Raw genomic sequence first — 14542 nt, 5'->3', positions numbered from 1 at the left:
GGTAGCATTTTTGATAGAAAAGGATTTATATGAAAATTCTAATTGTAGAAGATGAAGACATGATCCGCGAGGGAATTAGTGACTATTTGACGGATTGTGGCTATGAAACCATTCAGGCAGCAGATGGCCTTGAGGCCTTAGAGCAATTTTCGAATCACCAAGTTGCTCTGATTCTCTTAGATATTCAAATGCCGAAACTCAATGGTTTAGAGGTTTTGTCAGAAATTCGAAAAAGTAGCCAAGTTCCGGTCTTGATGTTGACAGCCTTTCAGGACGAAGAATATAAGATGAGTGCCTTTGCTGCATTAGCAGATGGGTATCTGGAAAAGCCCTTTTCCCTTTCTTTGTTAAAAGTACGAGTGGATGCCATCTTTAAACGTTATTATGATACTGGTCGTATTTTTACCTATAGGGACACCGAGGTAGACTTTGACAGTTATAGCGCCAAAGTGGCTGGTCAAGAAGTTGCAGTGAATGCAAAAGAACTGGAAATTTTAGACTATCTGGTTAAAAATGAAGGTCGAGCCTTAACACGGTCGCAGATTATCGATGCTGTATGGAAGATGACAGATGAGGTTCCTTTTGACAGAGTGATCGATGTCTATATCAAGGAACTACGGAAAAAATTGGATTTAGACTGTATTCTTACCGTGCGCAATGTTGGTTATAAATTGGAGAGAAAATGAGACGTTCAGGTTTATTTAAAAAAATTTTTATCTATACCTTCTCGGTATTTTCTACCTTGGTCATTTGTTTGCATTTGGCCATCTATTTCCTCTTTCCTCCGACCTATCTCAGTCACCGTCAGGAGAGCATCGGGCAAAAGGCTACAGAAATTGCCCAGTCCCTCCAAGGAAAGGACAGTCAAGCTATTCAGGAAGTCCTTGAACTTTATTCTAAAAGCAGTGATATTAAGGGAGCTGTTAAGGGAGAGATGACTCAGGATAAGTTGGAAGTCAATGATAATCTTCCCATTGATAAACAACGACAAACGGCCTCCTTGGTTATTGAGGAAAGAGAAGTTCAAACTAAGGATGGTCAGACCATGACCTTACAGTTTTTAGCTTCTATGGATTTGCAGAAAGAAGCAGAAGACATCAGTCTTCAATTTCTACCTTATACTTTATTAGCGTCTTTCATCATTTCGCTCCTCATCGCCTTTATCTATGCTAGAACCATTGTTGCTCCTATTTTGGAAATCAAACGAGTGACTCGACGGATGATGGATTTAGATGCAGAAGTGAGGTTGCGCGTGGATTCTAAGGATGAAATTGGCGATCTCAAAGAACAAATCAATAGCCTTTATCAGCATCTCTTGACGGTCATTGCAGACTTGCATGAAAAGAACGAGGCCATCCTCCAGCTGGAAAAGATGAAGGTTGAGTTTTTGCGAGGTGCTTCCCACGAACTGAAAACACCTCTAGCTAGTCTAAAGATTCTTCTGGAGAATATGAAAGCCAATATTGGACGCTATAAAGATCGTGACCATTATCTGGGAGTTTCTTTGGGTATTGTGGATGATTTGACTCACCACGTTCAGCAAATCTTATCCCTTTCTTCAGTGCAAGAATTGCGAGATAAGAAAGAACAAATCAACCTTCTTGAAATGACAGATTTTCTTTTAAAGGATTATGATTTATTAGCTAAAGAGAGGGAAATCTCAGTTGTGAATCAACTGACTGACCAACAAACTTATCTAAATCCTTCAGTACTCAAGCTAATTCTTTCCAATCTTATCAGTAATGCTGTGAAACACTCTGTTCAAGGTGGTTATTTAAAAATTGGGACAGAAGATGGCTGGCTTTTCATTGAGAACGCCTGTACACCTGAGGAGCAAGATAAATTTGAACAATCCTTTACAGTTTCTAGTAGACAAAGTAAGGGAGCTGGTTTGGGACTATTCGTAGTTAAAAGTTTATTGGAAAACGAAGAAATTGACTATCGATTTGAACGCTATGAAGACCACTTAGCCTTTTATATGAACCTACCTAAAGACCTATAAGATTAGGACTTTGAGGAGAGTTCCATATTTTTAGATAGAAGAAATTCAATCTAATCTACAGGAAAAACTAGATTTTTTTGTCAAAAAGTGATAAAATGAACAATGTAAATGGGATATCCCATAAAAATATACAGGAGGCCTGATAAAATGGCAATCGTTTCAGCAGAAAAATTTGTCCAAGCAGCTCGTGACAACGGTTATGCAGTTGGTGGATTTAACACAAACAACCTTGAGTGGACTCAAGCTATCTTGCGCGCAGCAGAAGCTAAAAAAGCTCCAGTTTTGATCCAAACTTCAATGGGTGCTGCTAAATACATGGGTGGTTACAAAGTTGCTCGCAACTTGATCGCTAACCTTGTAGAATCAATGGGTATCACTGTACCAGTAGCTATCCACCTTGACCACGGTCACTACGAAGATGCACTTGAGTGTATCGAAGTTGGTTATACTTCAATCATGTTTGACGGTTCACACCTTCCAGTTGAAGAAAACCTTAAATTGGCTAAAGACGTAGTTGAAAAAGCACACGCTAAAGGTATCTCAGTAGAAGCTGAAGTTGGTACTATCGGTGGTGAAGAAGACGGAATCATCGGTAAAGGTGAATTGGCTCCAATCGAAGACGCTAAAGCAATGGTTGCAACTGGTATTGACTTCTTGGCAGCTGGTATTGGTAACATCCACGGTCCTTACCCTGCAAACTGGGAAGGTCTTGACCTTGACCACTTGCAAAAATTGACAGAAGCTCTTCCAGGCTTCCCAATCGTATTGCACGGTGGATCAGGTATTCCTGATGACCAAATCCAAGCAGCTATCAAACTTGGTGTTGCTAAAGTTAACGTTAACACTGAATGCCAAATCGCATTCGCTAACGCAACTCGTAAATTTGCTCGTGACTACGAAGCAAACGAAGCAGAATACGACAAGAAGAAACTCTTCGACCCACGTAAATTCTTGGCTGACGGTGTAAAAGCTATCCAAGCATCAGTTGAAGAACGTATCGACGTATTCGGTTCAGAAGGTAAAGCTTAATCTAGCTGAACAATACAAAATGAAACCCGCCTGTGAAGGTGGGTTTTTTGTGTTCCTAATATATTTCGTAATTTTAGTAAAAGGGGATTACTTTTATTTTTAAACATAAAATGATTATTATAAATCATATAGACTTTATATTATGCTTTTGTTATAATTTATTTAATTTACAACTAAATATTGATAATTTATACAAATGATTTTAACCATATTTTGGAAAAAGTAATTTTATTTTTATAGTGTTTAGTTAATACTAGAGAGGTTATTTATTAAGTATGAAAGATAACATAGTGAGTTTTTTTCAATATTTTTCCTGGAAAAGAAAAATTAAAGGGGTCCATAATCATAGTGAGGAAAAAGTAAGACAGATTTTTAGAACAATTGCAAGGAATGCATTTGATTATTATGGAGAAGCTGTTCCTTATGGTCGTGCAAAATGGTTTATTGATTCAGAAAAAGATTTTTACTATGAATTTTGTAATACTGAATTTGAATTTTTTGGTTATTCTCCAGTTAGAAGTTTAAAAGAAGAAGAGTTTAAAGAGTATGGTTTACTTCTGACACAGTATGGTATTTTTGAAAAAGTTCAAATAAAAGATCAAGAAGAATGTAATGTACAGTTTTTCCCTTTTTCAAATTTATGGAAAGTATCAGTTGACGAAAATCATAATTTAGTATTTTACTATCCATATGGCATTATCAAACGATTGAATTCTCCAAAAAACCTAATTTATACTTTGAGAGAATTCAATGAATTGATTGATTCTGGTTATACAAATGATGTTCAAGTTGAAAATTTAAATACACAGTTATTAAAAATTGGTAAAAAGAATGTTAATTCAACTACTTTTAGAAGAGGAACTGAATTAGGAGTTGTTTCTTGGTTTTTTTTAAAAACTCGTACAGTATTTAAGGATATTCAATTAAATCGTATTGTTAACAATGATAAGGGAGGACATGGCTTTGCGGCCGAGTATGCGAATAATACAATTGATAAACTAAGATATCCTTTTAAAAAAGTGGAACTAGTAGGGCAAGGAAATGAGTTAAATGGAGCGGATAGAAGAGTTGGGAATCAATTAATCCAAACCAAATATCATAAAGATGCAAGGGAGAGTGTAAATGCGGCATTTGATTCTAGTAATAATGGAATGTACAAGTATAAAGATAAGCAACTTGAGATCCCTAAGGATCAATATGATAGAGGGCTAGAAATATTTGGAGAAAAAATTAGACAAGGAAAAGTTGAAGGAGTAACTAACCCAGCTGAGGCTAAAAATATCATCAGAAAAGGACGTATTACCTATGGTGAGGCAAAGAATATAGCGCAATCAGAAAAATTAACATCACTTAAATATGATGCATTAGATGGAGCAATTAATTCTTTACCTGGAGCAAGTATTAGTTTTGTAATTGTTTTTGCTCAAGCTAAATGGTCAGGTATTGAAACTAAGAAAGCTACTCTAATAGCTGGTGAACAAGGATTTTGGGCACTGGTAAAGGGTACATTAATCTATGCTGGGTCACAGCAATTTGCAAAAAGATTAACAACACAAATTAGTGATTATTTTAGAAAAAAAGTTACGGCTGAAGTGGTTGCAAGGCGAGCTGCACCTGTGATATCGTTTGCAGTTATTATTACACCAGATATCTTTGATGCCCTAGTAGGAAGAATTTCCTCACAACAACTCTTAAAAAATGTAGCGGTTGCTGGTGGCGGGATGCTTGCTGGAGCTGGAGCAGGTGCAGTTGGTGGAGCACTTGCTGGACCAGTAGGAGCTGTAGTAGGAGCACTTGCTGGTGGTATCGCAGGAGGATTCGGAGTTAAACTCATTGCGGATCAATTTATAGAAGATGATCGTGTGGAAATGTTTGCTCAATTAAAAGAAGAATTTATTGATCTTGTAATGATAATTTCTTTGTCTCAGGAAGAATTTAATAAAATTCAAGAAGGAGTTTTTAATGAACGTTTAGAAGATTTATTAAAAGATATGTTCCAGAGAAAAGAGGGAAGTAGAAATTACGCAAAAGAGTTTGTTGAGAGTCAAGTTCAATCTGTTATCAAAGACAGAAAAAAAGTTGAATTGAGAGAAATTATAGATGCAATTCAGGTATTAAATGGTAGTGAGAACTCATCCGATTCAGGTTGGAATCAATATGATGGAGCTTGGTATTATCTGAATAATAGTAGTTCTTTAGCAACGGGTTGGATTCAAGATAATGACAATTGGTATTATCTAAACGATGATGGAACTATGGCAACCGGATGGCTTAAAGACAAAGATGTCTGGTATTATTTAAAAGATAATGGGGCAATGGCAACCGGATGGATTCAAGACGATGGAGCTTGGTATTACTTAAATGACAATGGTTCGATGGCAACCGGTTGGTATCAAGTTGGAGAAAAATGGTACTATTCATATTCATCAGGAGAGCTCGCAGTTAATACTACTATAGATGGGTATAGAGTTAATGAAAAAGGTGAGTGTATGGATTAGTTTTAAGTGAATATTAAAGTTGAAGAACGTATCGACGTATTCGGTTCAGAAGGTAAAGCTTAATCTAGCTGAACTATACAAAATGAAACTCGCCTGTGAAGGTGGGTTTTTTGTTTCTGGATATATACAGATTATACTGGAAAATTCTTTAACTTAAGTTGCTAAAAGAGTCTAATTTTTGTACAATAATGCTATGAAAATACTGAAAAAATGGTGTCTAGGGCTTCTTAGTTTCATTCTTTTGTTTTTAGTAGGGACATTCATCTTTCATCGTAGCAGCTTAGAAAAGGAACAAGCCTCTCTAACTCCTATGGGTAAAACTGTTGTCGTTAATGGACACAAAATCAATGTTTACGTTGAGGGGGATGGTCCAGAGACAATAGTAGTTCTATCAGGTGCTGGAATTGCTTCCCCAATCTTGGACTTTAAGAATGTTTCAGATTCCTTATCAAAAAAATATAAGGTAGTCATCGTGGAGCGGGCTGGCTATGGTTATAGCGAGGATAGTAATCAATCCAGAGATGTGATGGAAGTTTTGTCTGAGACACGTCAAGCTCTATCACAAGCAGATGTCACAGGACCTTTTATCATTCTGTCTCATTCAATGGCTAGTCTTGAAAGTCTGGCTTGGCAGGAAAAGTATCCTGATGAAGTGAAAGCCTTGGTTGGTCTGGATTGGGCATTACCAGCAAGTTATGAGGATTTAAAGGATAATCAGGCCTTGCTTACTGTGGCTTATTGGAGCAGTAAGATTGGCTTATTACGCTATTTCCCTGAGTCCTTTTATATAAAAAATCCAACTCTGACTGAAACTGAACGAAAACAATATAAATTACTAGCATATAAGCAGTTAATGTCACAAGCCATGCTTCATGAATCCCGTTTGGTAAAGGAAAATGCCAAAAAAGTTCCCTCTAGCATCAATCCGAAAATTCCCACCTTATTACTGGTTTCTAACGGTGAAGGCACGACCTTTAGCAAATCAGAATGGCAGCATTATGCAGAGAAATTTTCTAGTGACCAGTCTAATGTTCAAGTCATCTATATGGACGCGCCTCACGAACTTTATCATTATCAAAGTCATGAAATAGTTTCTCAGATTGAAGATTTTTTAAAGAGTCATTGATGGTTTAGAGATCATTTAAATTTTAGACTGATGACAATAATTGAAAGGTAATGACTTATGAATAATTCTTATATTTTACTTAGACATGCTCATTCAAAATTTTCAAGTGATGATTTTAATAGAACTTTGTCAGAAAAAGGATTTTCATCTCTTGACCAGTTAGAGTTTTTGAATTCTTTTAATATTGATCATTATTTTTCTAGTCCTTATAAACGAGCATTTGAAACGATTAATAGCTCGCCAATTCAATTTGATAAAATAGTTCTTGATAATCGGTTACGAGAGCGAAAATTATCTTCAACCATTATAAAAGATTCTGAGTTTGAAGACAGTATTAAATATTTATGGCAAAATCCCAGTGAATCTCTTTCAGGAGGGGAATCAAATCAAGATGCACTAGCTAGAGTACTAAATTTTTTAATGGAATTGGAAGAGAGATACTCAGAAAAAACGATTTTACTTAGTTCACACGGGAATCTGATAGGAATACTACTACATCACTTTGATTCCAGTTTTGATTATGAAAAATGGGAGCAAATGACCTTTCCAGATTGTTTTCTAATTGATAGAAATGGGATTGTGAAAAGAATTATGAAAGATTAGTTCTTTGATTAAATAGTGAATCATATTGATCAAAATAGTTTGCTTTTTTACAATTCGTAGCCTGCCCCTAATGGCAGGTTTTTTGGTGTTTTAAGGAACTATTAAACCAGAATTTCTGACTCAAAAGTATTATTTTAAGAGAGAAATATCTAATTTCATAATCTATAAGCAAACGCTTGCATTCCTTTTTTTATTGGATTATAATAGGTTGGTATAAATCCTTCTGTAATAATATTGAGAAGGTGTAGAAAGTAAGGGTTTAGAATATTTGTAGTCAAAAATACAATGTTGTTTCTTACTAAAGGGAGATAGATATGGCAATGATAGAAGTGCAACATCTTCAGAAAAATTTTGTGAAGACTGTTAAGGAACCGGGCTTGAAGGGAGCTTTGCGCTCCTTTGTTCATCCTGAAAAGCAGACCTTTGAAGCGGTCAAGGATTTAACTTTTGAAGTTCCAAAAGGGCAGATTTTAGGATTTATCGGGGCGAATGGTGCTGGGAAGTCGACAACTATCAAAATGCTGACAGGGATTTTGAAACCGACATCTGGTTTTTGTCGGATTAACGGCAAGATTCCCCAGGACAATCGCCAAGATTATGTCAAGGATATTGGGGTTGTCTTTGGGCAAAGAACCCAGCTATGGTGGGATTTGGCTCTGCAAGAGACCTACACGGTCTTAAAAGAGATTTACGATGTGCCAGATTCGCTCTTCCATAAGCGCATGGATTTTTTGAATGAAGTCTTGGATTTGAAGGAATTTATCAAGGATCCTGTGCGGACTCTTTCACTAGGTCAACGGATGAGAGCGGATATTGCGGCTTCCTTGCTTCACAATCCCAAGGTTCTCTTTTTAGATGAACCGACCATTGGTTTGGACGTTTCGGTCAAGGATAACATTCGTCGGGCCATTACTCAGATCAATCAAGAGGAAGAAACCACCATTCTCTTGACCACTCACGATTTGAGTGATATTGAGCAACTCTGTGATCGGATTTTTATGATTGATAAGGGGCAAGAGATTTTTGATGGAACGGTGAGCCAGCTCAAGGAGACCTTTGGCAAGATGAAGACTCTTTCCTTTGAACTGCTACCAGGTCAAAGTCATCTCGTCTCTCATTATGAAGGCTTACCTGATATATCCATTGATAGACAAGGAAATACTCTTAATATTGAATTCGATAGTTCTCGCTACCAATCAGCTGATATTATCAAACAAACCCTGTCTGATTTTGAAGTCCGAGATTTGAAGATGGTAGATACGGATATTGAAGATATTATCCGTCGCTTCTATCGAAAGGAGCTCTAAGATGGTCAAATTGTGGAGACGTTATAAACCCTTTATCAATGCGGGGATTCAGGAATTGATTACCTATCGAGTCAACTTTATTCTTTATCGGATCGGCGATGTCATGGGGGCTTTTGTGGCCTTCTATCTCTGGAAGGCGGTCTTTGATTCCTCGCAGGAGTCTTTGATTCAGGGCTTCAGTATGGCAGATATCACCCTCTACATCATCATGAGTTTTGTGACTAATCTTCTGACTAGGTCGGATTCTTCCTTTATGACTGGTGATGAGGTCAAGGATGGCTCTATCATTATGCGCTTGTTGAGACCAGTGCATTTTGCAGCTTCTTACCTCTTTACAGAGCTTGGATCCAAGTGGTTGATTTTTATCTCTGTTGGACTGCCATTTTTAAGTGTTATTGTATTGATGAAAATCCTATCTGGGCAAGGGGTTGTAGAAGTACTGGGATTAACAATTCTTTATCTCTTTAGCTTAATCCTAGCCTACCTGATCAACTTTTTCTTTAATATCTGCTTTGGATTTTCAGCCTTTGTGTTTAAAAATCTATGGGGTTCCAATCTACTCAAGACTTCCATAGTAGCCTTTATGTCTGGGAGTTTGATTCCCTTGGCTTTCTTTCCAAAGGTCATTTCAGATATTCTGTCCTTCTTACCTTTCTCATCCTTAATTTACACTCCGGTCATGATTATTGTTGGGAAATACGATACCAGTCAGATTCTTCAAGCACTTTTGCTTCAGCTTTTCTGGCTTATAGTGATGGTGGGCTTGTCTCAGTTGATTTGGAAACGAGTCCAGTCATTTATCACCATTCAAGGAGGTTAGGATGAAAAAATATCAACGCATGCATCTGATTTTTATCAGACAATACATCAAGCAAATCATGGAATACAAAGTTGATTTTGTGGTAGGTGTCTTGGGAGTCTTTCTGACTCAAGGCCTGAACCTCTTGTTTCTTAATGTACTCTTTCAACACATCCCCTCGCTAGAAGGGTGGACCTTTCAAGAGATTGCCTTTATCTATGGATTTTCCTTAATTCCAAAGGGATTAGATCATCTCTTTTTTGACAATCTCTGGGCACTGGGGCAACGCTTGGTGAGAAAGGGAGAGTTTGACAAGTATCTGACTCGACCCATCAATCCTCTCTTCCATATCCTCGTTGAGACCTTTCAGATTGATGCCTTGGGTGAACTTTTGGTTGGTGGAATTTTACTAGCGACAACGGCGACTAGCATTGCTTGGACACTTCCAAAATTCCTGATTTTTCTAGTTTGTATTCCTTTTGCGACCTTGATCTATACTTCCTTGAAAATTGCAACAGCCAGCATCGCTTTTTGGACCAAGCAGTCAGGTGCCATGATTTATATTTTCTATATGTTTAATGATTTTGCCAAGTACCCGATTTCCATTTACAATTCGCTTCTTCGTTGGTTGATTAGCTTTATCGTTCCTTTCGCCTTTACGGCCTACTATCCTGCCAGCTATTTCTTACAGGGCAAGGATGGACTCTTTAATATCGGTGGTTTGATTCTGATTTCCCTTGTCTTCTTTGTTATTTCTTTGAAACTATGGGACAGGGGCTTGGATGCCTACGAAAGTGCGGGTTCCTAAGAGGAATAATCTCAAAGCCTTGTCTCAGGATAGGCTTTTTCTAATGGAGATGAAAATTTCTTGACATCTATTCTCAGAGTGCTATACTAAGAAGGTAATTGCCGATTTAGCTCAGTTGGTAGAGCACCGCACTCGTAACGCGTAGGTCACAGGTTCGATCCCTGCAATCGGCAGAGTAAAAGAAGTCCTCTTGGACTTCTTTTTTTTCTTTTGATAAGATTCTGACCACATAGTCTGCGATGTCTACCACATAGGCAAAAGCTATTGTTTGTGATTTTTATTTCTGTTATAGTAGTAACTGTCAAAGGGAGATAAAGCTTCCTAACAAATTAGAAAATGAGGTTATATCATGAAAAGAGTATTAGGTATCGGATTTTTAGTCGTTGCAGCAGTAGTCTTGTATTTTGGTTTTGTTGGATGGCCAAGTTTGGATGTTAACATCTGGGCACTCTTTCCAGTGGGTCTATTTCTATTCTTTACTCTTGAAAATCTAGTGAAAAAAGATTATAAAGCTAGTCTCATGTGCTTAATCATTGCTTTTATCATTGCAAATGCTATTCTTGATATCTTACCACTTTCAAGTGGGTTGGTAATCGGTGCAGGAGTGCTGGCTTGCGTGGGAATTGGATTCCTCGTTCCAGAAATGAAAAAGAAAGAAGCATAATACAAAAAAGTCTCGAGATTTCTCGGGACTTTTACTTTATTTACCTGCGTAATATTTTTGAATACCTTTGACAATCCCTGCCACTAATCTATTTTGGTAGGCATCGCTACGAATTTGTTGGTTTTCGTTGAAATTGTCAATATAACCAAGCTCCAATAGAACAGCTGGTTTATCCGTTTCTCGAAGGACAGCAAAGCTACTTTGGAGGAGGCCTGCATCCTTAGCACCAGTTTCAGCTAGGAGTGAAGAGTGGATATCAGCAGCAAGGCGATTGCTTTCACTGATACGATCAGGGTGGTTATGCCAGTACTGATTAATCTTAGAGCTATAACCTGGATCTTCTTCGTAAGAATAAGTCTGGATACCAGAGCGGTTAGAAGCAGGAGCTCCGCTTGCATTGAAGTGAATACTAATGAAGATATCTGAGTTTGTCTTGTTGACCATTTTTGAACGTTCAGTGACAAAGTCGACATAGACATCACTATCTCTTGAAGAAAGAACGGTATAACCAAGACCTTGGAGTTCCTTGCGTAGTTTTTTATAAACTTGCAAGGTGAGGTCTTTTTCATTAGTGTTGTAATAAACAGCACCTGGATCTTTACCGCCATGTCCTGGATCTAAGAAAACAGTTTTCGTATATTTTCCTTTTTCAAATCCACGACTGATTGGTACTTCGCCAATCCATTTTCCATTACTTTGGAACTGATGAGCCTTCCCATCGATCTTACGAGTTCCTGTGACATAGATACCACTTTCTTCTAGGTAATACCAAGCATTATAGTAGTTATCAAAGATCCATTCATTCTTAGCCATGTAACCACCGGCCTTGAGGTAGTAGGAACCAATCCATTCACGCGCAGCGTATGTACCACCTGATTTCAAATAAAACCAACTATTGTAGTTTTTATCAAAAATCCATTCTCTTTCAGCCATTGCACCACTAGCTTTTAAGTAGTAGCTGCCTTGCCATTGGTTGCTTGCCATGATGGCATCTTTGTTAAAGTAGTACCAAACTCCACCGATTTTATCCCACTTGTTTTTGATTAAGCTACCAGATGCTTGGGCATAATACCATTTGCCATCTTGTTTAACCCAAGCGCTCTCAGCCATGGCACCACTATTGGTAAAGATATAACCGTCAAAAATGGTGTTGCTGAGCATGATGCCTTCTTTATCAAAGTAGTACCAAACCCCACCAACCTTTTTCCAATCCTTTTTAACAATTCTTCCAGATGGATTAGCATAATACCATTTATCTTTGATTTTACCCCAGCCGCTATCAACCATAGCACCGTTGCTAGTCAGGATGTACCCATCATAAATCGTATCGCTGAGCATGATACCATCCTTATCGAAGTAGTACCATTTACCGTGGATTTTTTTCCAATTGATAGCAGCCTTGTTAGCTTCATAGAAGCGCCAGATATTTCCTTCAAATACCCAACCCTCTTTTATGACTTCTGGAGCCTTGCTTTCTTCTTTCTTAGCTGGACTAGTATTTGGGGCTGTAGTAGAAGTTGTCGGTAAACTTGAACTTGCTTCAGTAGAAGGAACTGTTTCCTTAGTTGAAGGCTCCTTTGTTTCAACCTTGTTAGCTGTTGTAGTTTCTTGAGTTGTTTCTACCGTAGTAGTTTGGACTTTATTTTCTTCAGCTAAAGCTGGGTTTGTTGCTAATCCTAAGTAAGTAAGCGTGATGGCACTTGCCAAGAACGTTTTTTTCACTTGTTTGATCTCCTATTTATTTTTTAATAATCTCTTTTTAAAATGTCATTAGAAAAGCACATCATATGGAACGTCGGGTTGCCAACTTTGTTGAGGTGCTGGTGAAAATTGATAGTGTTTTATTTCATCATAAAGATTTGAACAATCATGATGATGTAGATGAGCAATGTGAGTAGGAATCCAGCTCTCCAAAAGAATTTAAGGAATTTTGGATAATAAAAACTACGTTTTTTGCTCAAGAAGAAAAAGGCTAGAATGATAGCCAGCAAGGATAATGCTGCTCCCAAAACGGGAAGTTGATTGTGTGTAAAAACCTTAGCACTGATAAAATAATATTCAAAAATTAGAAAAGGAAAAGCCAGATCAGCAAAGTTGATGCCTCTTTTCTTTAACTTAAAGAATCTGCTCAGAATAATTGCTAAAGCCAAGGTTAATACCAAAAGCAAGACGGAAGCGAGTTTCATTAAAATCATAACAATATTGTATCATAAAACTTGAATAATAGGAAAGCATATTCCTTGATTTAACAGTGTTTTTCTAAAAATTTTTGTTTAGAAACTGATTTTTTATACTTTATACAAATTCAGTGTATGTTGGATACAAAAAATGTAATAGTTTGAGTCTTCAATATAAATCTTTTTTATGGTGACCATAGAAAATATATATTAGTCAGAAAGCAAGAATAGTAGTAGAATGAGTAGCAAATAAAACAAAGGAGTTTCTTATGAAATTAGTTACGTTATGGTCAAAACTCTCACTAGGAATCCAATTATTGGTGGCTTTGGTCTTGGGTGTGATTGCTGCGGTCATCTGGCCACAATTTGCAGGTTTTTATCAATTTTTAGGTCAAGCCTTTATTAAATTGATCAATATGGTTATCATTCCACTAATCTTCCCAACAATCGTTGTTGCAGTAGCTGGAGTTATCGGGAAAAAATCTTTCGGGAAAATCTTGACCAAGAGCTTGGTTTACTTTTTCGCAGTAACAACTGCTATTACCCTATTGTTTGTATTTGCTAGTTATTATTTGGGATTTGGACAAGGTGTGAACATTGGTCAAACTGGTGGAAACCTTGATGGTATCGCCAACAATGTAAAATTTAGCGAATTTCTCCTTGGTTTTATTCCATCAAATATCGTCAAATCTCTTTCAGATGGTGCTCTATTGCCGATTATCGTTTTTGCTATCTTTCTTGGTTACGGAATTGGTAACCTTAAGTCTGAGAAATCTCAGAAAATTATCGAAGGTTTCCAAATCTGGATTGAAGCCATCTACAAGATTGTTGCAGTGATTGTTAAACTATCACCGATTGGGATTTTTGGATTTATCGCAAAAGACGTTGCAACTACTGGTGTTGACAAATTGATTGGACTTGGTCAATTTGTAATCGGAACTTACTTGGCCTATGCTGTTTTGGTTCTCCTTATTTTCCCTTTGATTGCTCTATTCTTTAAAGTACCATATTTGTCAGCATTTCGTGAAAATTGGAGTCTCTTGACCCTGGCTTTTGTTACGGGTAGTTCTAGTGTTGTCTTGCCTTCCCTTCTTAAAGATTTGAAAAAACAGGGGCATGACGAGCATACGATTGATTTAGTTGTTCCTTTAGGATATACTTTTAACTTAGAAGGAGCAGCAGTATATTTCTCAGTGGCGACAATCTTTATCGCACACGCCTATGGCATTCAATTTTCATTATCAAGTCTCTTGTTTACTGTTTTACTCTTGACCTTGATTGGAAAAACTGCGGCAACCGTACCATCAGGAGCTATCGTGGTTCTACTAGCTGCAGCACCTCAGTTGGGCTTACCAGTTGAAGGAGTAGCCTTGATTTTTGCAGTTGATTTCTTTGTCAATGCTGGCCGTACCATGATCAATGTTTTGGGTCAAATCTTAACAGTTAGCGTTATCGAAAAAACAGAAGGATATATTTTAGAAGAAGAAAAGGAAAGCCAACTATCAGTCAGCTTTTCTTAAGGAGATGAT

General features: G+C 37.3%; 13 protein-coding genes and 1 tRNA gene. 12 read left to right on the top strand and 2 right to left on the bottom strand.

Translation table 11 applies throughout. The annotated features are described in order from the left end of the window. Window positions 1-29 precede the first annotated feature (29 nt). The 11 genes from vncR (at window position 30) to HMPREF1481_RS05670 (ending at window position 10836) form a co-directional block, all read left to right on the top strand. Window positions 30-686, top strand: a complete 657-nt coding sequence (vncR, locus tag HMPREF1481_RS05720; protein ID WP_016466095.1) for a response regulator transcription factor VncR — start codon at window positions 30-32, stop codon at window positions 684-686. Continuing rightward, window positions 683-2002, top strand: a complete 1320-nt coding sequence (gene vncS, locus HMPREF1481_RS05715; RefSeq protein ID WP_016466094.1) for a sensor histidine kinase VncS — start codon at window positions 683-685, stop codon at window positions 2000-2002. The genes vncR and vncS overlap by 4 nt, the downstream gene beginning before the upstream one ends. A gap of 147 nt (window positions 2003-2149) precedes the next feature. Next, complete coding sequence (locus tag HMPREF1481_RS05710; RefSeq protein WP_016466093.1) at window positions 2150-3031, top strand: class II fructose-bisphosphate aldolase; 882 nt, start codon at window positions 2150-2152, stop codon at window positions 3029-3031. A 275-nt stretch (window positions 3032-3306) separates the two neighbouring features. Beyond that, a complete protein-coding gene (locus HMPREF1481_RS11000) occupies window positions 3307-5529 on the top strand; it encodes an N-acetylmuramoyl-L-alanine amidase family protein (RefSeq protein ID WP_016466092.1) in 2223 nt (740 codons plus the stop codon). 193 nt (window positions 5530-5722) lie between these two features. Beyond that, window positions 5723-6655: an alpha/beta fold hydrolase gene (locus HMPREF1481_RS05700; RefSeq protein ID WP_016466091.1), complete on the top strand. Its 933-nt coding sequence runs from the start codon at window positions 5723-5725 to the stop codon at window positions 6653-6655. 57 nt (window positions 6656-6712) lie between these two features. Continuing rightward, window positions 6713-7258, top strand: a complete 546-nt coding sequence (locus HMPREF1481_RS05695) for a histidine phosphatase family protein (protein WP_016466090.1) — start codon at window positions 6713-6715, stop codon at window positions 7256-7258. A 314-nt stretch (window positions 7259-7572) separates the two neighbouring features. Then, window positions 7573-8565, top strand: coding sequence for an ABC transporter ATP-binding protein (locus HMPREF1481_RS05690; RefSeq protein WP_016466089.1), 993 nt, complete (start codon window positions 7573-7575; stop codon window positions 8563-8565). 1 nt (window position 8566) lies between these two features. Further along, window positions 8567-9385, top strand: coding sequence for an ABC transporter permease (locus tag HMPREF1481_RS05685; protein WP_016466088.1), 819 nt, complete (start codon window positions 8567-8569; stop codon window positions 9383-9385). Between the two features lies 1 nt (window position 9386). After that, a complete protein-coding gene (locus HMPREF1481_RS05680) occupies window positions 9387-10172 on the top strand; it encodes an ABC transporter permease (protein WP_016466087.1) in 786 nt (261 codons plus the stop codon). Window positions 10173-10272: 100 nt separating this feature from the next. Beyond that, a tRNA-Thr gene (locus HMPREF1481_RS05675) sits at window positions 10273-10345 on the top strand. 176 nt (window positions 10346-10521) lie between these two features. After that, complete coding sequence (locus HMPREF1481_RS05670; RefSeq protein WP_016466086.1) at window positions 10522-10836, top strand: hypothetical protein; 315 nt, start codon at window positions 10522-10524, stop codon at window positions 10834-10836. A gap of 36 nt (window positions 10837-10872) precedes the next feature. On the opposite strand, the gene HMPREF1481_RS05665 is transcribed toward HMPREF1481_RS05670, so the two are convergent. Then, window positions 10873-12558, bottom strand: a complete 1686-nt coding sequence (locus HMPREF1481_RS05665; RefSeq protein ID WP_016466085.1) for an N-acetylmuramoyl-L-alanine amidase — start codon at window positions 12556-12558, stop codon at window positions 10873-10875. Window positions 12559-12677: 119 nt separating this feature from the next. Continuing rightward, window positions 12678-13037, bottom strand: coding sequence for a DUF3397 domain-containing protein (locus HMPREF1481_RS05660; protein WP_025170012.1), 360 nt, complete (start codon window positions 13035-13037; stop codon window positions 12678-12680). A gap of 245 nt (window positions 13038-13282) precedes the next feature. Between HMPREF1481_RS05660 and HMPREF1481_RS05655 the strand changes: the two genes are divergently transcribed. Further along, window positions 13283-14533: a dicarboxylate/amino acid:cation symporter gene (locus HMPREF1481_RS05655; RefSeq protein ID WP_016466084.1), complete on the top strand. Its 1251-nt coding sequence runs from the start codon at window positions 13283-13285 to the stop codon at window positions 14531-14533. The last annotated feature ends 9 nt before the right edge of the window (window positions 14534-14542 follow it).

It is taken from the genome of Streptococcus sp. HPH0090 (assembly GCF_000411475.1).
GTDB lineage: Bacteria > Bacillota > Bacilli > Lactobacillales > Streptococcaceae > Streptococcus.
This window is presented reverse-complemented; position numbering and strand designations above follow the sequence as displayed.